The following is a 19,540-nucleotide window of genomic DNA, read 5'->3' as shown; positions in this document are numbered from 1 at the left end:
AACTATGAGCATGGTGGAAGTCAAGGTCCCGGACATCGGCGACTTCAAGGAAGTCGAGGTCATCGAACTGTTGGTCAAGCCGGGTGATGCGATCACGGTCGACCAGTCGCTGATCACGGTGGAATCGGACAAGGCCAGCATGGAGATTCCGTCCACCGCCACTGGCGTGGTCAAGGAAATGAAGATCAAGCTCGGCGACAAGGTCTCCGAAGGCTCGCTGATCCTGATGCTGGAAGCGCAGGGCGAAGGCGCGCAGGCAGCAGCCCCGGCAGCAGCGCCGAGCGCGGTGGCCAGCGCGCCGGCAGCCGCAGCGCCTGCGGCGCCGGTCGCGGCTGCCCCGGCGCCCGCACCCGTCGCCGCGCCGGCTCCCGCGCCCGCAGCGCCAGCGCCCGCGGCTGCGCCTGCAGCGGCGAGCGCAGCACCAGCCGCCGGCGGCGCGAAGCCGCATGCATCGCCGTCGGTGCGCAAGTTCGCGCGCGAACTCGGCGTCGATCTGGCCCGCGTCGGCGGCAGCGGTCCGAAAGGCCGCATCACCCATGAAGACGTGCAGGGTTATGTGAAGGGCATCATCACCGGGGCCGCTGCAGCACCGGCAGCCGCCGCGGCGCCAGCAGGCAAGGGCGGCGGCGCGGGCCTGAGCCTGCTGCCATGGCCGTCGCTGGACTTCTCCAAGTTCGGCCCGACCGAGACCAAGCCGCTGTCGCGCATCCAGAAGCTCAGCGGCCCCAACCTGCATCGCAACTGGGTCATGATTCCGCATGTGACCCAGTACGACGCGGCCGACGTGACCGAGCTGGAAGAATTCCGCAAGTCGTCCAATGCGGCGCTGGCCAAGTCCGGCGTGAAGCTGACCATGCTGGCCTTCGTGATCAAGGCCTGCGTGACGGCGCTGAAGAAATACCCGGTGTTCAATTCCTCGCTGGACGCGTCCGGCGAGAACCTGATCCTGAAGAACTACTACCACATCGGCTTCGCCGCCGACACGCCGAACGGCCTGGTGGTGCCGGTGCTGAAGGATGCGGACAAGAAAGGCGTGGCGCAGATCGCGCAGGAAATGGGCGAGCTGTCGGCCCAGGCGCGCGACGGCAAGTTGAAGCCCGCGGACATGCAGGGCGCGAGCTTCACGATTTCTTCGCTTGGCGGCATCGGCGGCACCATGTTCACGCCGATCATCAACGCGCCGGAAGTTGCGATCCTCGGCCTGTCCAAGACCGAGTTCAAGCCGGTCTGGGATGGCAAGGCCTTCGTGCCGCGCCTGATGCTGCCGACGTCGCTGTCGTATGACCATCGCGTCATCGATGGCGCCATGGCGGCGCGCTTCACGGTCTACCTGTCCGAAGTGCTGGGCGACATGCGCAAGACCCTGTTGTAAGCATGGCGCGGGTTTGCCCACGCAAGCCCGCGCTTTTCTGGAGAGCGGTCATGACAACCAGCGTCGTCGTCCGAAAGAACAATCAGGTCGCGATCGCGGCCGATTCCCTGGTCACCTTCGGGGAGACCCGGCTGTCGCGCAGTTACGAGGACAACAGCAAGATCTTCCAGGTCGGGGATTCGTACGTCACGCTGGCGGGCACCACGGCCCATTTCCCGGTGATGAGGAAGCTGCTCACCGAGATGGGCGAAGCCTGCCGACTGAGTAGCCGCGACGAGGTGTTCGAGACCTATACCCAAGTGCACAACATCCTCAAGGAGAAGTTCTTTCTGAACACGCGGGAGGACGAGGACGATCCTTACGAGTCTTCGCAGCTGACTTCGCTGATCGCCAATCCCCATGGCATCTTCGGCGTCTATTCCTATCGCGAGGTGTTCTGCTTCGAACGCTTCTGGGGCATAGGCAGCGGCAGGAACTTCGCACTGGGCGCGATGCATGCGCTGTACGAGCGCGACGCCTCGGCACGAGAGATTGCCGAGGCTGGCGTTTTGGCGGGCGCGGAGTTCGACAAGAATTCCGCCGGTCCTTTCCAGATCTACAGTTTCGAAATGAAGTGAATACAGACCCGGACCCGATTGATGAGGACGGGAACGATAAATGTACCGGCCGCCGCGACATCAGGCAGGCCGGGCGGAACATGGAGCTAGGCTTATGAGCATGGTGGAAATCAAGGTCCCGGATATCGGCGACTTCAAGGAAGTGGAAATCATCGAGCTGCTGGTCAAGCCGGGCGACCGGATCGCGAAGGACCAGTCGCTCATCACCGTGGAATCGGACAAGGCCAGCATGGAGATTCCGTCGAGCGAAGCCGGCGTGGTGAAGGAGTTGAAGGTCAAGCTTGGTGACAAGGTCTCCGAAGGCTCGCTGCTGCTGATGCTGGAAACCGAGGGCGCAGGCCAGGCCGCTGCGCCCGCTGCCACGGCCGCGCCTGCGGCTGCACCGTCGGCTGCATCGGCTCCGGCCGCAGCGCCCGCCGCACCCGCTGCGGCGCCTGCGGCATCGGGCCCGGTAGGCATCGTCGAAGTGAAGGTCCCGGACATCGGCGACTTCAAGGAAGTGGAGATCATCGAACTGCTGGTCAAGCCGGGCGATACAATCCGCCGCGACCAGTCGCTCATCACCGTCGAGTCCGACAAGGCCAGCATGGAGATTCCGTCGAATGTCGACGGCGTGGTCAAGGAATTGAAGGTCAAGCTTGGCGACAAGGTTTCCGAAGGCTCGCTGCTCCTGCTGGCTGAAGCCGCGGGCGCTGCTGCAGCAGCACCGGCCGCCGCGCCCGCCGCATCTGCACCCGCTGCAGCCGCTCCTGCTGCTGCACCGGCCCAGGCACCGACCGCCGCGAGCTTTGCCGGCAAGGCGGACATCGAATGCGACACCCTGGTCCTCGGCGCCGGCCCGGGCGGCTACACCGCGGCCTTCCGCGCGGCCGACCTCGGCCAGAAGGTGGTGCTGGTCGAACGCTATGCATCGCTCGGCGGCGTATGCCTGAACGTTGGCTGCATTCCATCCAAGGCGCTGCTGCATGCGGCCAAGGTCATCACCGAAGCCGAAGAGATGTCGCACTTCGGCGTGAAGATGGGCCAGGCCGAAGTCGATATCGATGCGCTGCGCGGCTGGAAGGAAAGCGTGGTCAAGAAGCTGACCGGTGGCCTCTCCGGCCTGGCGCGCGCGCGCAAGGTGCAGGTCGTAACTGGCAAAGGCGAATTCTCTTCGCCGAACACGCTGTCGGTGCAGACCGCCGAAGGCGCGAAGACCATCGCCTTCAAGAACGCGATCATCGCTGCGGGCTCGTCGGTGGCACGCATTCCGGGCTTCCCGTATGACGATCCGCGTCTGGTCGATTCCACCGGCGCGCTGGAGCTGCGCCAGATTCCGAAGCGCATGCTGGTCATTGGCGGCGGCATCATCGGCCTGGAAATGGCCTGTGTGTACGATGCGCTCGGCGCGAAGGTCACTGTGGTGGAATTCCTCGACGGCCTGATTCCTGCAGCCGACCGCGACGTGGTCAAGCCGCTGCAAAAGCGCATCGAGAAGCGCTATGAAGGCATATGGCTCAAGACCAAGGTCACCAAGCTCGAAGCCAAGCCCGAAGGCTTGCTTGCCACCTTCGAAGGCGAGAATGCGCCGGCCGAGCCGCAGCTGTACGACATGGTGCTGCTGGCCGTGGGCCGCCGTCCGAACGGCAAGGACATCGGTGCGGACAAGGCCGGCGTGATCGTCAGCGAGCGCGGCTTCATCGCGGTCGACAAGCAGCAGCGCACCAACGTGCCGCACATCTACGCCATCGGCGACATCTGCGGCGACCCGATGCTGGCGCACAAGGCAACCAATGAAGCCAAGGTCGCGGCCGAGGTCATCAGCGGCCACAAGGTGGCGTTCGATGCGATGACGATTCCCTCGGTGGCCTATACCGATCCTGAAGTCGCATGGATGGGCGTCACCGAAGCTGAAGCGAAAGCCAAGGGCATCCCGTTCGAGAAGGCCAACTTCCCGTGGGCCGCCTCAGGCCGTGCGCTGGCCATGGGCCGCGACGATGGCATGACCAAGCTGCTGTGGGACCCGCAGAGCAAGCGCATCATCGGCGCCGGCATTGTTGGCGTAAACGCGGGCGAGCTGTTGGCCGAGATGGTGCTTGCGATGGAAATGGGCGCGGATCTAGAAGACATTGCGCTGACGGTGCATGCGCATCCGACCTTGTCCGAGACGCCGATGTTCGCGGCGGAGATGGGCTTGGGAAGCATTACGGATCTCTATATTCCGCCGAAGAAGAAGTAGATCTGCAAAGAGTGCGACATGAGAAAGGGAGCGCCTGGCGCTCCCTTTTTGTTATGCACGGCCTTGAGCCGGTGTTGCTACTCGTTGCAGGGGAACCGTGTGGACGCCCTGGTTTCTCAGTTGGCTCTTATGCAGCTGGCACCAAGCAGCCTTTGCGCTGCGAGGTGCCTTGGTTTGAAGCATGAAACCGCGGCTCGTCGCCGTGCTGCGTTCCCACTTTCCATCATCATCTTCACGATAAGAAATTCATGCCCAATCCCCTCGATAGCGGAATTCGGATTTCATCCTGGCACCGCGACACCCATTCCCCTGATGAACGGCTCGATCTCCTTCGACGTATGGAGAAACTCAATGACGGCAGTGCCTGCTTCGTCGAGCGCGATGTCAACACTGCCAGCAATTACCATGTGCGCAAGCGGACATTGTGGGACTGGTGCCGGGAAGGCATCGCGCAAATCAAGGCCGAATTAGGTGATGTCGAAGACCTGGAAGATCTGAAGAGCGCGCGAGCTGCTGCGATGAATGCGCTTTCCCGTGCGCTCGGTTTGTATGTGGACGATGGATTGAAACAGCGGATACGCGAAGCCGATCAGAAAACGAACTTCAAACTGGCGGACGTCAGCAGTGTCATTGCGCCTGAAACCCTCGATCTCTCCAACAAGAGCCTTCTGATCAGCGGATTCGAAAGTTTCGGTGAAAAGCGCAGGCTTCGTCGAATGCATGAATTGAATCGTCTTGTGGAGGATGGAAAGGGACCGTTACGGGTTGACTTGGTGAAGGATGTGAGCGGTAAAGCGCTTACCTATGTTCGTACAAGATCGTTGAAGGAAGCGTTTTTTGAGTTCTGGATGAGTGGCAAGAAACGGCGCGAGATCGAAAACGCGGCCCGCCAGGCGATCACGCGGGCCCTCAATCCATTCGTTGAACAAAGCCAGAAACTGGGAATGAAGCCGCCTGCGGACCAGGCAATGCAGCGGAGTGAGAAAAGCGAGAAACCGCCTGTCTGCGATGTAGACCGTGCGCTCGCATGGGTAACTCGTATTAAGGATGCCGTTTTGGATTGAAGGTCTCTGAACACTGTTACCTCTAAGCCGGGAATGGCAGAGATGGACGGCTCTTCTCAGGTGCAGCCCGATTTCAGTGTTGACGATTGATCGCCGCTGTCAATCCCATGCGAGGTGCTGGTGCTCGGTAGCGCCTTGCCCAAGGCTCGCGGGAAAGAACAAGACAAGGCAACACATGCGGCGCGCGAAAAGTTTGAAAGCGCGAAAGGGCGCCAGACAAGATGGGAATTTCCCGGCTTCGCATCCGATCGGTCCTCCGATGGATTGACGCGCTCCTTGCGCGTCCCCATGGCCGATTTGACGCCGCATGCACTACCGCCGCATGCGGAACATTTATGGTGCATCTGCGACGGCGAACTTGAGCAACAGGCTCGAAATCCGGCCAATCCAACGCGCATGATGTCTGAAGTGGAGTAGCAGCGTTTTTATGGCGAAATTTTTGCCAGGGCCCAAGAGAAGGCTCCTAATGGCAGCCTTGTCTTCGAGCTTTATCCAAGCTACTGGGTGAACGAAGGCGCTGGCAATGTTGCGCCGGTATTTACGAAAGAAAATATCACCGGTGCCTGGCTGGCAATCCAGCAAGCGATGCGTCCCGGGGAGTGCAAGCTTGCGCGCATTCGTTTGGCCATTCCGGATTCGGCAATTCGATTGGCGGTCCAGAACAGATTCGCAGAGCTGGAATCCATGCAAACACATTGCCTGCGAACCGAATACCTTCTCCCAATCTATCAAGCTGGGAGTGTCGCTGCGTGTTGCGGCAGCGCCGTCCTGCCGCCGGTTGGAATATGACGATGGCGGCTCGTTCATCAGTTCCGAGATCGAAGATGAAGAGTCGACAGCGGATTCGTCGAAAGAGGAAGTGAACGTGAGCTGAATATTCCGTTTCACGAGCTTGCGTCCCATCTCTTTGCCGGTCTGGTCTGGTCCGGTGCGTGGAGATGAAGACTGTGACGATGGCGAGGAAGGAAGTGGTGAAAGACAATATGCATTCAAGATTCGCAATGCACCCCCGATGACTTCGTAGGGGAAACCCACTTCCTTTGCATCATTCGCGCGCCAATTCCTCGTGAACTTCATGGAAAGTCTGAGGGTCTCTGCGCTCGAGACCGAGCGATGGCATTGAGCCCGAGCAATCTGCGCCAGACCGCGTCCGCGGCGGTCTGGCATTTCATCAGCATCAACCCTGCGCGTCTATCCTTTCCACCACGCCCGCCAGCATGCCGATCATTTGATCGATCTCCTCCTTCGTCACATTCAGCGCCGGCATGAACCTCAGCAGATCCGGCCGCGGCGAGTTCAGCAGCAAGCCCACCGGCTCCAAGTCTCGCGCCAGCTCCACGATCTGCGCGCCGATAGGACGTCCCAGCTTCAATGCCCGCAGCAGGCCTTCACCGCGCTCGCCCGCCATGCCAAAGCGTTCGGACAGCTTCAGCAATTCGCCGCTCAGGTATTCCCCCATCTCGCGCACGCCTTCCATGAAGCCCGGCTTGATCAGTTCCTGCAGCACCGCATTGCCCACCGCGGTCATCAGCGGATTGCCGTTGTAGGTGCCGCCCTGATCGCCCGGCTCGAAGCAGGCGACTTCCTTGCGGCACAGCATTGCCGACAGCGGCACGCCGCCGCCGATGCCTTTGCCGAGCGTCATGATGTCCGGCTCGACGCCGGAAAGCTGATACGCGAAGAGTTCGCCGCAGCGGCCCATGCCGGTCTGCACTTCATCGACGATCATCAGGATGCCGTGCTTCTGCGTCAGCGCGCGCAACGCCGTCATGAACTCGCGCGAGGCCGGGATCACGCCGCCTTCGCCCTGCACCGGCTCGAGCATGACCGCGACCGTCCTGTCGTTGATCAGCTTTTCCACGCTGGCGATGTCGTTCAGTTCAGCCTTGTGGAACCCTGGCACCTGCGGCGCGAAGATCTTGTCCCAGCCGGCCTTGCCGCTGGCCGACATCGTGGCCAGCGTGCGGCCGTGGAAGCTGTGGCCGAAAGTGATGATCTCGTGGCGCGCTTCGCCCTTCGCATTCGGATTCTTCTGGCCCCACTTGCGCGACAGCTTGATCGCGCTTTCATTGGCCTCCGCGCCGCTGTTGGCAAAGAACACGCGGTCAAAGCAGGAGTGCTTGGTAAGGCCGGATGCCAGCGTCACCATCGGCTCGTTGTAGAACGCGGGGGAAGGATTGATCAGCTTTTTGGCCTGGCTTGTAAGCGCATCCTGCAGGCATTGCGGCGCATGGCCGAGGCAATTCACCGCCCAGCCTTGCAGGTAATCGAGATAGCGCTTGCCCTTGTGATCGGTGAGCCACATGCCCTGGCCTTCGACGAACACCAGCGGCGGCCGGTTCGTGATGTACAGCAGGGCGTCGGTGTCGTACTGGCTGAATTCCATTTCACTACTCCTGATCAAAAAAAAAGCCACAGGGCTTGCCTGTGGCTCGGTGACTGGAAACATTCACGCGCACGGCTTGCCGGGTTCGGGCAATGTGCAACGTCGCGGGAATGTGGCGGTCGTTTTCATAGCGGGCCATGGTATGCGGTTTCTCGCGGTGCGTCAAAGCAAAAACCCGCCTGCCTTGCGCGTTTCAGGATGCCGCCAGGTCCGCTTCCGAGGTGAAGGCATCGGCGTAGAACTCGTCTTCCGGCAACGCACATTGCGTGCTGAAGTCGCGCTTGGCCGCGTCCACCATCGCCGGTGCGCCGCAGGCATAGACCTGGTGATTCGACAGGTCCGGCAAATCTTCCATCACCGCGCGATGCACGAAGCCCGTGCGCCCGGACCAGTTGTCCTCGGGCTTGGCATCCGAGATAACCGGCACGAAGCGAAAGTCTGGCACGCTCAAAGCCCATTCCTCGCAAAGCTGCCGCATGTAGAGGTCGCGCGGCCGGCGGCCGCCCCAGTACAGCGTGATCGGGCGGCGCATGCCCTTGTGGATTGCGGCTTCAATCATGGCCTTGATCGGCGCGAAGCCGGTGCCCGAAGCCAGCATCACGATCGGCTTGTCGCTGTCTTCGCGCAGGAAGAAGGTGCCCAGCGGACCTTCGAAGCGCAGGATCTCGCGCTCCTTCATCGTATTGAACACATGGTCGGTGAAGACGCCGCCGGGCATGTGGCGGATGTGCAGCTGCAGATGCTCATCCAGGTGCGGCGCATTGGCCATGCTGTAGCTGCGGCGGCGACCGTCCTTGAGGATGAATTCGAGGAACTGGCCGGCGCGGTATTGCAGACGCTCGTTGGCCGGCAGCTGCAGCGACATGACGATCACATCGTCGGCGACATGATCCAGCTTCGCCACGCGGGTCGGCATCTTGCGGATCGGGAAGTCGCCCGCGCCCAGCACTTCGCGCGACTCGATCACGAGATCACTATTCGGCCTGGCGCAGCAGGTCAGCATGAAGCCGCGCTCTTCATCGACCACTGGCAGCGCGCGCTCCTGGTGCGCGCCGTGGCTGACTTCGCCGGAAACCAGCTTGCTGCGGCAGCTGCCGCATGCGCCATTCTTGCAGCCATAGGGCAGGCCGACGCCGGCGCGGATGGCCGCCGCCAGCACGGTTTCGTCTTCGTCACACGGGAATTGCCGGCCGCTCGGCTCGACGGTTACCTGGAAAGTCATACAATCCTGCGGATGAAAAAATGCTCGGTGAAAAAATTCGGCAGGCCGCGCCTGCTCATCATTGGTTGCGGCGATGTCGGCATGCGCCTGTTGCCGCTGGTGCGCGAACGCTTTCGCGTCTTTGCCGTTACCAGCCAGCCGGCGCGTTGCGCCGAGTTGCGTGCCGCGGGGGCAGTGCCGGTGGTAGCGGATCTCGATGACCCCGTCAGCCTTGGCCGGCTCGCGCGTCTGGCCCAACATGTCGTGCATCTCGCGCCACCGCCGCCCAAGGGCACGCGGGACAGCCGCACCCGCAATCTGGCCGCCATTTTACCCGAGGGCGCAAGCCTGGTTTATGTGAGCACGACCGGGGTGTATGGCGATGCCGGCGGCGCGGCTTTCGATGAAACGCGGCCCGCCCGTCCGGCCAATGCGCGCGCAGTGCGCCGCATCGATGCGGAAAACACGCTGCGACGCTGGGCGAAGCGGCGCCACGGCCGCTTGGCGATATTGCGCGCGCCCGGCATCTATGCGCATGACCGGCTGCCGATAGAGCGGCTGCAAAAAGGCACGCCTGCGCTCAGCGACGAGGACGATGTCTACACCAACCATATCCATGCCGACGATCTCGCAGGGCTGATCGCGCTGGCATTGTTTCGCGCGGCGCCCTCGCGCGTCTATCACGCGGTGGACGACAGTGACATGAAAATGGCCGAATACTTCGACGCGGTCGCCGACGCGCACGGCTTACCGCGGCCGCCGCGCCTGCCGCGCGCGGAGCTGGCGGCGGTGGTGTCGCCGATGCTGCTGTCGTTCATGTCCGAGTCGCGGCGCCTGTCGAATCGGCGGCTGCGCGAAGAACTGGGCATGCGGCTGCGTTGGCCTACGGTGCGCGATACGCTGGCGGGTCTGCGGGCTGCATCCGACAAGGAAGGCGCGCTGTAAGAATTACAGGCTTCCTGCCGGCATCTTTGCCCGGCGGATCGTCCTGCCATTCACGCATCTCTTTTCCGCTGCCACTGGTATCGAACTTGCTCATGCAGGGGGTTTGCGCGTTCGCGCGCCGCATTCCGCATCTTCCATGCAAGGGAAAGCCACGATGCCAGACGATACGCCCGATCCAGCGCGGCCCGAGCCGCTGGAGGCCCCAGACGCCCCATATGACGACTACGACGGCCAGCATCAAGTTTCGCGGCGCAGCTTCATGCAAGGCACCGCGGCTGCACTCGGCGCGCTGGCCCTGCCGCTGGCCGAAGCCGCGCCGCGCACCGCGCGCGCAAGCGCTGCGGCATCCGCGCCGGCCGTGCAGCCAGGCCCCGCCACCATCCCGGTCACGCTGCAGATCAACGGCCAGCAGCATGCACTGCAACTCGAGCCGCGCGTGACCCTGCTCGATGCATTGCGCGAGCACATCGGCCTGTTCGGCACGAAGAAGGGCTGCGATCGCGGTCAATGCGGCGCCTGCACGGTGCTCGTCGACGGCCGGCGCATCAATTCCTGTTTGACCTTGGCGGTGATGCAGCAGGGCGCGGCCATTGTCACGGTCGAAGGCCTGGCCAACGGTGAGGCCTTGCACCCGGTGCAGGCCGCCTTCATCGAGCGCGATGCCTTTCAATGCGGCTATTGCACGCCGGGCCAGATCTGCTCGGCGGTCGGGCTGATCAATGAAGTCGACAAGGGCGCGCCAAGCGCGGCCACGCCCGATGTGCGCAGCATGCGCATCGCACTGAACGACGCCGAGATCCGCGAGCGCATGAGCGGCAACCTGTGTCGCTGCGGCGCGTATCCCAATATCGTGGCGGCCGTGAACGACGTTGCCGGCAAGCGTAGTGGAGGCAAGGCATGAACCTGTTCTCGTATGCACGCGCCGACGATATCGATGCCGCGCTGCGCCTGGCGCAGCAGAACGGCGCGCGTTTCATCGGCGGCGGCACCAATCTGCTGGACCTGATGAAGCAGGGCGTGGAAGCGCCGATGGTGCTGATCGACGTGAATCACTTGCCGCTGGCGGACATCAGCGAATTGCCGGACGGCGGTGTGCGCATCGGCGCGCTGGCGCGAAACAGCGACGCCGCCGGCCATCCATTGATCCGCGAACGCTATCCGCTGCTCACGCAGGCCTTCGTCGCCGGCGCCTCGCCGCAGTTGCGCAACATGGCTACCATCGGCGGCAACCTGATGCAGCGCACCCGCTGCTACTACTTCTACGACCCGGCCTACGACATGTGCAACAAGCGCCAGCCGGGCTCGGGCTGCGCGGCGAAGGATGGCTATAACCGCATCCACGCGATCCTCGGTGCATCGGATGCCTGCGTGGCGACCAATCCTTCGGACATGAACGTGGCGCTGGCCGCATTGGACGCGACAGTGCGCGTGAAGGGACCGCGCGGCGAACGCGTGATTCCGATTGCGGAATTCCACACGCTGCCCGGCGACACGCCGCAGCGCGACACCACATTGGCGCCGGGCGAACTGATCGTCGCGGTCGATCTGCCGCCTTCACCTTATGCCGCGCATGCGCATTATCTGAAGGTGCGCGACCGCGCCAGCTATGCGTTTGCGCTGGTGTCGGTGGCGGCGGCGCTGGAGATGAAGAATGGTGTGGTGAAGAGCTGCCGCATCGCGCTGGGCGGCGTGGCGCACAAGCCATGGCGCGCGCAGCATGCCGAGGCGATCCTGGCCGGCAAGCCGCTCTCGGACGCGGTGCTGAAGGATGCGGCCGCGGCGGCGGTGGCGGGCGCGAAGCCGCTGGAACACAACGGATTCAAGGTCGCGCTGGCGCAGCGGGCCATCATGCGCGCGGTGCGCGAAGCGGGGCGAAACGCATGAGCACGATCGGACAAGGCGTCGATCGCGTCGACGGTCGCGACAAGGTCACCGGCCGCGCTACTTACGCGGCCGAACACAGGCTGCCAGGCATTGCGCATGCGGTGCTGGTGACTTCCACCATTGCCTCCGGGCGCATTGTCGGCATCGATGCGGGCACAGCGGAGCGCATGCGCGGGGTGGTGCTGGTAATGACACATCGGAATGCGCCGAAGCTGCCCAAGGGCGGACGCGGCGCGGTCGATCCGCCGGCCGGGCGGGTGCTGAACCTGCTGCAGGATGACGAGGTGTTGTACAGCAATCAGCCGGTCGCGCTGGTCGTAGCCGAAACGCTGGAGCAGGCGCGCGATGCGGCGCGCGCGGTGCGCGTGCATTACGCGGCGCATGCGCCGACGATGGACTTCGATCGCGCCAGGTTCAACGCGGCCAAGCCGGAAAAGGCCAAGCAGGAGCCGGCCGACAGCCGTCGCGGCGATCTGCAGGCCGGCATCGACGCCGCCGCCGAGCAAATCGACGTAGGCTATCGCACGCCGATGGAACACCACAATCCGATGGAGCCGCATGCCACCATCGCCGCCTGGGAAGGCGAGCATCTGACGCTGTACGACTCGACGCAGTATGTGTCCGGCGATGCGCGCACCGTGGCCAAGGTGCTGGGCCTGCCGAATGAACGGGTGCGGGTGATCTGCCCGTATGTCGGCGGCGGCTTCGGCTGCAAGGGCTCGACCTGGTCGCATGTGGTGCTGGCGGCGATGGCAGCCAAGAGCGCGGGCCGCCCGGTGAAGCTGGTACTGGACCGGCCGCAGATGTTCGGCCCGGTCGGCGGCCGTCCCGAGACCGAGCAGCGGCTGCTGCTGGCAGCCTCTGCTGACGGCGCGCTGACCGCGGTGCGCCACAACGTGATCGCGGCATCGGCCTTCCAGGAAGACTGGCTGGAGACCTCGGCCATCGTCACGCGCATGCTGTATGCCTGCGGCAGCCAGGAAACCACGCACCGGCTGGCGCGGCTCAACATCGGCACGCCGACCTTCATGCGCGCGCCCGGTGAAGCCACCGGCAGCTTTGCCCTCGAATGCGCGATGGATGAGCTGGCCTATGAACTGAAGATGGACCCGATCGCGCTGCGCCTGCGCAATTACGCCGAGACCGAGCCGGAGAAGGGCAAGCCGTTCTCGCGCAAGGAGCTGCGCGAATGTTATCGGCAGGGCGCCGAGCGCTTCGGCTGGACGCGACGTGATCCGCGGCCGATGGCCATGCGCAATGGCAATCTGCTGGTCGGCATGGGCATGGCCACTGCAACCTATCCGGCCAACCGCAAGGATGCCAGGGCCAGCGCGCGCATCCTTGCGGACGGCAGCGCGGTGCTCGCTTCCGGCACGCAGGATCTCGGCACCGGCACCTATACCGTGATGACCCAGGTCGCGGCCGATGCGCTCGGCCTGCCGATATCAAGGGTGCGTTTCGAACTCGGCGACTCGAGTCTGCCGCAGGCGCCGGTGTCGGGCGGCTCACAATCAGTGGCCAGCGTGGCGCCGGCGGTGCAGCAGGCGGCTACAGCCGCGCGCACCAAGCTGGTCGGCATGGCGCTGGCGGACCGGGCTTCGCCGCTGTTCGAAGCTGCGCCGGGCGAGGTGCAGGTCGAAAACGGTTTCCTGTTCCTGCAATCCGCGCCGGATCGGCGCGACAGCTACGCCGCCATCATTGCGCGCCACGGCGGCAAGCCGGTGGCGGCCGAATCCGCGGCCGAGCCCGGCGACGAAAAGGAAAAGTACGCGCTGCATTCCTTCGGCGCGGTGTTTGCCGAAGTGCATGTGGACCCGGAGCTGGGCACGATACGCGTGCCGCGCATCGTCGGTGCCTACGACGTGGGACAACTGCTGAACGAGAAGACCGGGCGCAGCCAGCTCATCGGCGGCATCGTCTGGGGCGTAGGCATGGCACTGATGGAAACTACCGAATACGACATGCGCTACGGCCGCCCGGTCAACAACAACCTCGCCGAATACCATGTGCCGGTGAATGCCGACATCGGCGACATCGACATCATCGTATTGCCGGGCAAGGACCCGGTGATCAATGCGCTCGGCACACGCGGCATCGGCGAGATCGGCATTACCGGGGTGGCGGCGGCAATTGCGAATGCGGTGTATCACGCCACCGGCAAGCGGGTGCGGGAGCTGCCGATTACGCTGGATAAGGTCATGGTTTGATAGACGGTGTACGCCATTTGTACTAACATCCGCGGATCGTTTCGACTTCGGGGGTTCAAATGGCTGCTCAAACTTCTGCCAAGGCGCGCTCTGCCCGCCTCGGATTGCGCGCAACGCCGGAACAGGAAGCAGTACTGCGCCGGGCCGCGAGCGTTGCCCACAAATCATTGACCGACTACATCCTCGATAGCGCTTGCCTCGCCGCAGAACAGACACTGCTCGATCAACGCTTGTTCATGGCTACGGAAGAGCAGTACGGAGCAATCCTGGACCTGTTTGATCAGCCCGAGCGGGAAAACGAAGGAGTTCGTGAGCTGTTCCAACGCCAGGCGCCGTGGGAGAAGCGGTGAGTCTGTCAGCGCCGGCTCCGCTGGCTGCGGAACATCGCCTGGAAAGCTTCGACTGCGGCAAGCCATCGCTGGATGAATGGTTGCGCCGCCATGCGAGGCAGGCGCAGGCAAGCGGGTCGGCCAAAACCTTTATCGTGGCTGATGCCGACAGGGCGGCCGGGTACTTCAGCCTTGCCGTGGGACAGATAGAAAGCATCAGCGCACCGGACCGGGTGAAGAAAGGCATGGGACAGTATCCGATTCCGGTGATCGTCCTGGCGCGTCTCGCGGTGTGCAGACATTACCAGGGGCAGGGCATAGGCGCGGGCATGCTGAAGGATGCGGTACGTCGCACGCTGAGGATTGCGGAGCAGGCTGGGGTCAGGGCCATGCTCACGCATCCGATCGACGACGCGGCTGCGAAGTTCTATTCACGCTTCGGTTTCATCGCGTCGCCGTTACAGGAAAGGCAAATGCTGCTGCTATTGAAGGATGCACGGCGGTTCGCCGGCTGAGCGCGACATGCACTGCGCCACATCGGCATCATTTCAACGACGATAATAGAACGAAACGCAAGTATTTCGAACACGTTACAATCCCAGCCGTCTTTCCCGCCTGTCAACCCAGCTTGCCTACCGCCACGATGTGGATCGTTGAAACCGCGCTGCGCCGTCCCTATACCTTCATCGTCATGGCCTTGCTGATTCTGCTGGCAACGCCGTTCGCGCTGAAGAGCACACCCACGGACATCTTTCCGGAGATCCGCATTCCGGTGGTCAGCATCATCTGGACCTACAACGGCCTGCCGGCGCAGGAAGTCGGCGCGCGCATCGCTTCGGTGACAGAGCGCAGCCTGACCACCACGGTCAATGACATCGAGCACATCGAGTCGCAGTCGCTGGCCGGGATCTCGGTGGTCAAGGTGTTCTTCCAGCCGACGGCCAATATCCAGACCGCGATCGCGCAGGTGGTGTCGATTACCTCCGCGCAAGTGCGCAACATGCCGCCGGGGATCACGCCGCCGCTGGTGATCATGTATTCGGCCTCGAGCATCCCGGTGATACAGCTTGGGCTTTCCAGCCCGACCTTGTCCGAGCAGCAGCTCAACGACCTGACCATCAATTTCCTGCGACCGCAACTGATCACCATCCCCGGCGCGGCGATTCCGTATCCGTATGGCGGCAAGAGCCGCCTGGTGTCGGTGGACCTGGATACCCAGGCGCTGCTGGCCAAGGGCCTGACGCCGGCCGACATCGTCAATGCCGTCAGCGCGCAGAACCTGATCCTGCCCGGCGGCACCGCCAAGCTCGGCGCGACCGAATACAGCGTGAAGATGAACGGCTCGCCGGCATCGATTGCGGGTTTGAACGACATGCCGGTGCGCACCGTCGGCGGCTCGACCACCTATCTGCGCGAAGTGGCCCATGTGCGCGATGGCTTCGCGCCGCAGACAAACATCGTGCGCCAGGACGGCCAGCGCGGCGTGCTGTTGTCAGTGCTGAAAAATGGCGGCGCGTCCACGCTCTCCATCGTCGACGGCCTGCGCGCGCGCCTGCCGTCGATTGCGCAAGGCCTGCCGGAAGACCTGAAGATCACGCCGCTGTTTGATCAGTCGCTATTCGTGCGCAGTGCGATTTCCGGCGTGCTGCATGAAGCGCTGATTGCTGCCTGCCTGACCGCGGCCATGATCCTGCTCTTCCTCGGCAACTGGCGCAGCACCTGCATCATCGCGGTGTCGATACCGCTGTCCATTCTGTCGTCGATCCTGGCGCTGCATGCGCTGGGCGAGACCATCAACATCATGACCCTGGGCGGCCTGGCGCTGGCCGTCGGCATCCTGGTCGATGATGCGACGGTCACCATCGAAAACATCGAGCGCCATCTCCATCTCGGCAAGAATTTGCATGACGCGATCCTCGACGGCGCCGGCGAGATCGCGATCCCGGCGCTGGTGTCCACGCTGTGCATCTGCATCGTGTTCGTGCCGATGTTCTTCCTGACCGGCGTGGCGCGCTTCCTGTTCGTGCCACTGGCCGAAGCAGTGGTGCTGGCAATGCTGGCTTCGTACGTGCTGTCGCGCACGCTGGTGCCGACGCTGGTGATGCTGATGATGAAGTCACATGCCGAAGAGCGGCAGGGCGAACCGGGACGCTTCGCGCGCATGCACCAGCGCTTCGATCGCGCCTTCGAGCGCATGCGCGGCGGCTACATCGTGCTGCTGTCGGGCCTGCTGTCGCGGCGGCGCGCTTTTGGCCTGACTTTCCTGGGGTTCTGCGTGCTGTCCTGCGGCCTGGTCTTCGCGCTCGGCGAAGACTTCTTTCCATCGGTGGACGCCGGCCAGATCAAGCTGCACATGCGCGCGCCGACCGGCACCCGCATCGAGGAAACCGCGCGCCTGGCGGACCGGGTGGATGCCGCGATCCGCGAAATCATCCCGGCCGAAGAGCTCGATGTGCTGCTCGATAACCTTGGCCTGCCCAACAGCGGCATCAATCTCTCGTACAGCAATTCGGGCACCATCGGCACGCTGGACGGCGAATTCCAGATCTCGCTGAAACACGGCCACCGGCCGTCGCAGGACTACATCGACCGCATGCGCCGCGAACTGCCACAGCGTTTTCCGGGCGTGGAATTCTTTTTCCAGCCGGCCGACATCGTGACCCAGATCCTGAACTTCGGCCTGCCGGCGGCGATCGATATCCAGGTCTCGGGCAAGGATGTCGAAGGCAGTCATGCCTACGCCAGCAAGCTGATGAAGCGCGTGATGAAGGTGCCTGGCACGGTCGACACCCACATCCACCAGCGCATGGACCAGCCCACGCTAGGCCTGGACATGAACCGCACCGCGCTGCAGCAGCTCAATCTCACGCCGCAGAACGTCGCGCAAAACCTGCTGGTGTCGCTGTCCGGCAGCTTCCAGACCGCGCCGGCCTTCTGGCTCAATCCCGACACTGGCGTGGTCTACAACATCGCGGTGCAGACGCCGCAATACCGCGTCGACAGTCTCGACGCGATCCTGCGCACGCCCGTGTCGGCCAGCGCCGCGCCATCGACGCAGCTGCTCGGCAACCTGGTGCAGGCCCATCCGGCGCGGCAGATCGCCATCGCCTCGCACTATGACATCCGGCCCGTGGTCGATATCTATGTCAGCGTGCAGGGACGCGACCTCGGCGGCGTCGCGGCCGACATCCGCAGGATCGCCGACGAGATGAAGGCCGAGCTGCCGCGCGGCTCGAAGCTGGAAATCCGCGGCCAGGTCGATACGATGCGCACTTCCTTCATCGGCCTGTTCGTTGGCCTTGCGGTGGCGATCGTGCTGGTGTACCTGCTGATCGTGGTGAATTTCCAGTCCTGGATCGATCCGCTGATCATCATCAGCGCGCTGCCGGCGGCGCTGGCCGGCATCGCCTGGATGCTGTTCTTGACCGGCACCCGATTGTCGGTGCCGGCATTGACCGGGGCGATCATGACGGTCGGCGTAGCTACCGCGAATTCGATCCTGATGGTGTCCTTTGCCCGGCAGCGGCTGATTGACGGCGTGCCGGCGCTGTCGGCCGCGCTGGAAGCCGGCGCGACCCGCATCCGGCCGGTGCTGATGACGGCGCTGGCGATGGTGATCGGCATGGTGCCGATGGCGCTGGGCATAGGCGAGGGCGCCGAGCAGAATGCGCCGCTGGGCCGCGCCGTGATCGGCGGCCTGCTGTTTGCGACGGTATCGACGCTGTTCTTCGTGCCCGTGGTGTTCGCCGCGGTGCACCGGCGCCTGGAGCGGCGCCGCGCCCGTCATGTCATTCCCGCCGCTGCCGCGGCTTCCCATTGAATTCCGAAGGTTGCGTTTCATGTCCGAACAACGCCATGCTCAGCTCGCCATCCATGCCGAAGGCCAGTCCGGCGGCCATCATCCGGTGAAGCGCGTGGCCGCGCTGCGCAAGATGCGCATGGCCGGCATCCTGCTGGTGCTGCTGCTCCTGGCCGGCGCTGCGGTGACGCTCGCGCTGCGCGCATCCCGTGCCGCCGCGCTGGGCGAGCAGTCGCGTGGTCAGATGCGTCGGCATGTGCAGACGGTACATCCGCAGGCCGCCGGCGCCGGCGGCAATGTGGCGCTGCCGGGCACGTTGCAGGGACAGATCGAGGCGCCGATCTCGGCGCGCGTTGGCGGCTATCTGCTGCGCTGGACGCATGACATCGGCAGCCGGGTGAAGAAGGGTGAGGTGCTGGCCGAGATCAGCAATCCTGAGACCGACCAGCAACTGGCGCAGGCCGTCGCCGCGCGGGTGCAACTGGTGTCGACGGTGGAACTGGCGCAGGCCACGCTGTCGCGCTGGCAGAATCTGCGCCGCAGCAACGCGGTGTCGCAGCAGGAATTCGACGAGCGCAGCAGCGCCTATGCGCAGGCGCGCGCGAACCTGGCGGCGGCTGACGCCAACATTCGCCGACTGCGCGAGCTGCAATCTTTTCAGAAGGTGGTGGCGCCGTTCGCCGGCATCATCACCCGCCGCAATACGAATGTGGGCGACCTGGTCGATGCCGCCGGCGGCGTGGCCGGCAAGCCGCTGTTCGTGCTGGCGCAGAACGATCCGCTGCGGCTGTATGTGTATGTGCCGCAGGCTTATGCGGCGGCGGTGAAGGTAGGGCAGGAAGTGAGCGTGACCCAGGCCGAGCTGCCGGGACGACGCTTTACCGGCCGCGTCGCACGCACCGCCGGCGCGATCGACAGCGCCAGCCGCAGCCTGCAGACCGAGATCAGCCTGCCGAACCCGGACGGCGCGCTGCTGCCGGGCGCCTATGTCGAAGCGGCGCTGAAGCTGGGTGCCGACGGCGTGTTGACGGTGCCGACCAATGCGCTGCACTTGCGCGCCGAAGGACCGCGCGTGGCGGTTGTCGATGACAAGGGCAGGGTGAATCTGCGGGCAGTCACCTTGGGCAAGGATTTTGGCTTGCGCATCGAGGTCGCCAGCGGCCTGTCGGCGCGGGACGACGTCATCGTCAATCCTTCGGATTCAATCGAGGATGGCGATCAGGTCGAGGTGGCGCAGCCGCGGCAGGAGAGGAATGCGCAGGAAGAGCGCAAGGCGCAGGCGGGGCCGGCGAAGGCTGGTCCGACCTGATGATGCTGACCAGGCGCGCTCCGGTGCATTGCTTGCTTGCAGGCCGCGCATTGTCGGACTTCCTTCGTCAGCCTGCTTTGCCTTAGAGCCTATTCCAGTAGGGATAAGAATTGAAGTAATGCTTGTCCAAGCCAGTGTTTTTGATGGAGGACATCATGGGCATGGTCAAGCAGGACGACGGATGGCGCTTGCCGGATGAATTATGGGAA

The 19,540-nt window shown here is 63.9% G+C and carries 15 protein-coding genes; 12 read left to right on the top strand and 3 right to left on the bottom strand.

Annotated elements, in window-relative coordinates; genetic code table 11:
• The first annotated feature begins 4 nt into the window (after positions 1 to 4).
• The 4 genes from aceF (at position 5) to JJB74_RS22550 (ending at position 5,271) form a co-directional block, all read left to right on the top strand.
• Positions 5 to 1,372: a dihydrolipoyllysine-residue acetyltransferase gene (aceF, locus tag JJB74_RS22565; RefSeq protein ID WP_200595687.1), complete on the top strand. Its 1,368-nt coding sequence runs from the start codon at positions 5 to 7 to the stop codon at positions 1,370 to 1,372.
• Between the two features lie 50 nt (positions 1,373 to 1,422).
• Positions 1,423 to 1,989 (top strand): Ntn hydrolase family protein, encoded by a 567-nt coding sequence (locus tag JJB74_RS22560; protein ID WP_200595686.1) that lies wholly within the window; start codon positions 1,423 to 1,425, stop codon positions 1,987 to 1,989.
• A gap of 94 nt (positions 1,990 to 2,083) precedes the next feature.
• A complete protein-coding gene (gene lpdA, locus JJB74_RS22555; protein ID WP_200595684.1) occupies positions 2,084 to 4,207 on the top strand; it encodes a dihydrolipoyl dehydrogenase in 2,124 nt (707 codons plus the stop codon).
• Positions 4,208 to 4,455: 248 nt separating this feature from the next.
• Positions 4,456 to 5,271: a hypothetical protein gene (locus JJB74_RS22550; RefSeq protein WP_200595683.1), complete on the top strand. Its 816-nt coding sequence runs from the start codon at positions 4,456 to 4,458 to the stop codon at positions 5,269 to 5,271.
• A gap of 333 nt (positions 5,272 to 5,604) precedes the next feature.
• Here JJB74_RS22550 and JJB74_RS22545 read toward each other — a convergent pair whose 3' ends face one another.
• The 3 genes from JJB74_RS22545 to JJB74_RS22535 all read right to left on the bottom strand — a co-directional run bounded on the left by JJB74_RS22545 (position 5,605) and on the right by JJB74_RS22535 (position 8,879).
• Entirely contained in the window at positions 5,605 to 6,348 is a 744-nt protein-coding gene (locus tag JJB74_RS22545) for a hypothetical protein (protein WP_200595681.1), read from the bottom strand.
• 100 nt (positions 6,349 to 6,448) lie between these two features.
• On the bottom strand, positions 6,449 to 7,657 hold the full coding sequence (locus JJB74_RS22540; protein ID WP_200595680.1) for an acetylornithine transaminase: 1,209 nt from the start codon (positions 7,655 to 7,657) through the stop codon (positions 6,449 to 6,451).
• A gap of 193 nt (positions 7,658 to 7,850) precedes the next feature.
• Positions 7,851 to 8,879, bottom strand: coding sequence for a CDP-6-deoxy-delta-3,4-glucoseen reductase (locus JJB74_RS22535; protein WP_200595678.1), 1,029 nt, complete (start codon positions 8,877 to 8,879; stop codon positions 7,851 to 7,853).
• 12 nt (positions 8,880 to 8,891) lie between these two features.
• Here JJB74_RS22535 and JJB74_RS22530 point away from each other — a divergent pair, with 12 nt between their 5' ends.
• From JJB74_RS22530 to JJB74_RS22495, 8 genes are all read left to right on the top strand, one after another.
• Positions 8,892 to 9,803 carry an SDR family oxidoreductase gene (locus JJB74_RS22530; RefSeq protein WP_200595676.1) on the top strand — a complete coding sequence of 304 codons (912 nt, stop codon included), beginning with the start codon at positions 8,892 to 8,894 and terminating at the stop codon, positions 9,801 to 9,803.
• 154 nt (positions 9,804 to 9,957) lie between these two features.
• A complete protein-coding gene (locus JJB74_RS22525) occupies positions 9,958 to 10,704 on the top strand; it encodes a 2Fe-2S iron-sulfur cluster-binding protein (RefSeq protein ID WP_234484779.1) in 747 nt (248 codons plus the stop codon).
• Positions 10,701 to 11,687 carry an FAD binding domain-containing protein gene (locus JJB74_RS22520; RefSeq protein WP_200595673.1) on the top strand — a complete coding sequence of 329 codons (987 nt, stop codon included), beginning with the start codon at positions 10,701 to 10,703 and terminating at the stop codon, positions 11,685 to 11,687. Before JJB74_RS22525 ends, JJB74_RS22520 begins: the two co-directional genes overlap by 4 nt.
• Positions 11,684 to 13,894, top strand: coding sequence for a xanthine dehydrogenase family protein molybdopterin-binding subunit (locus tag JJB74_RS22515; RefSeq protein WP_200595671.1), 2,211 nt, complete (start codon positions 11,684 to 11,686; stop codon positions 13,892 to 13,894). The genes JJB74_RS22520 and JJB74_RS22515 overlap by 4 nt, the downstream gene beginning before the upstream one ends.
• A gap of 59 nt (positions 13,895 to 13,953) precedes the next feature.
• Complete coding sequence (locus JJB74_RS22510) at positions 13,954 to 14,244, top strand: type II toxin-antitoxin system TacA family antitoxin (RefSeq protein ID WP_200595669.1); 291 nt, start codon at positions 13,954 to 13,956, stop codon at positions 14,242 to 14,244.
• On the top strand, positions 14,241 to 14,738 hold the full coding sequence (locus JJB74_RS22505; protein ID WP_200595668.1) for a GNAT family N-acetyltransferase: 498 nt from the start codon (positions 14,241 to 14,243) through the stop codon (positions 14,736 to 14,738). Before JJB74_RS22510 ends, JJB74_RS22505 begins: the two co-directional genes overlap by 4 nt.
• A 128-nt stretch (positions 14,739 to 14,866) precedes the next feature.
• Positions 14,867 to 18,043, top strand: coding sequence for an efflux RND transporter permease subunit (locus JJB74_RS22500; protein WP_200595934.1), 3,177 nt, complete (start codon positions 14,867 to 14,869; stop codon positions 18,041 to 18,043).
• 19 nt (positions 18,044 to 18,062) lie between these two features.
• On the top strand, positions 18,063 to 19,331 hold the full coding sequence (locus JJB74_RS22495) for an efflux RND transporter periplasmic adaptor subunit (RefSeq protein ID WP_200595666.1): 1,269 nt from the start codon (positions 18,063 to 18,065) through the stop codon (positions 19,329 to 19,331).
• Positions 19,332 to 19,540 lie beyond the last annotated feature (209 nt).

This window comes from Noviherbaspirillum pedocola (genome assembly GCF_016632335.1).
Classification (GTDB): domain Bacteria; phylum Pseudomonadota; class Gammaproteobacteria; order Burkholderiales; family Burkholderiaceae_D; genus Noviherbaspirillum_A; species Noviherbaspirillum_A pedocola.
Note: the sequence above shows the minus strand (reverse complement) of the source record. Positions and strands in the feature narration are given on the sequence as shown.

Bases quoted from the DNA above. Each gene is read 5' to 3' on its own strand.
- aceF (WP_200595687.1), top strand. From the start codon at position 5: ATGAGCATGGTGGAAGTCAAGGTCCCGGACATCGGCGACTTCAAGGAA.
- JJB74_RS22560 (WP_200595686.1), top strand. From the start codon at position 1,423: ATGACAACCAGCGTCGTCGTCCGAAAGAACAATCAGGTCGCGATCGCG.
- lpdA (WP_200595684.1), top strand. From the start codon at position 2,084: ATGAGCATGGTGGAAATCAAGGTCCCGGATATCGGCGACTTCAAGGAA.
- JJB74_RS22550 (WP_200595683.1), top strand. From the start codon at position 4,456: ATGCCCAATCCCCTCGATAGCGGAATTCGGATTTCATCCTGGCACCGC.
- JJB74_RS22545 (WP_200595681.1), bottom strand. From the start codon at position 6,348: ATGAAGTTCACGAGGAATTGGCGCGCGAATGATGCAAAGGAAGTGGGT.
- JJB74_RS22540 (WP_200595680.1), bottom strand. From the start codon at position 7,657: ATGGAATTCAGCCAGTACGACACCGACGCCCTGCTGTACATCACGAAC.
- JJB74_RS22535 (WP_200595678.1), bottom strand. From the start codon at position 8,879: ATGACTTTCCAGGTAACCGTCGAGCCGAGCGGCCGGCAATTCCCGTGT.
- JJB74_RS22530 (WP_200595676.1), top strand. From the start codon at position 8,892: ATGAAAAAATGCTCGGTGAAAAAATTCGGCAGGCCGCGCCTGCTCATC.
- JJB74_RS22525 (WP_234484779.1), top strand. From the start codon at position 9,958: ATGCCAGACGATACGCCCGATCCAGCGCGGCCCGAGCCGCTGGAGGCC.
- JJB74_RS22520 (WP_200595673.1), top strand. From the start codon at position 10,701: ATGAACCTGTTCTCGTATGCACGCGCCGACGATATCGATGCCGCGCTG.
- JJB74_RS22515 (WP_200595671.1), top strand. From the start codon at position 11,684: ATGAGCACGATCGGACAAGGCGTCGATCGCGTCGACGGTCGCGACAAG.
- JJB74_RS22510 (WP_200595669.1), top strand. From the start codon at position 13,954: ATGGCTGCTCAAACTTCTGCCAAGGCGCGCTCTGCCCGCCTCGGATTG.
- JJB74_RS22500 (WP_200595934.1), top strand. From the start codon at position 14,867: ATGTGGATCGTTGAAACCGCGCTGCGCCGTCCCTATACCTTCATCGTC.
- JJB74_RS22495 (WP_200595666.1), top strand. From the start codon at position 18,063: ATGTCCGAACAACGCCATGCTCAGCTCGCCATCCATGCCGAAGGCCAG.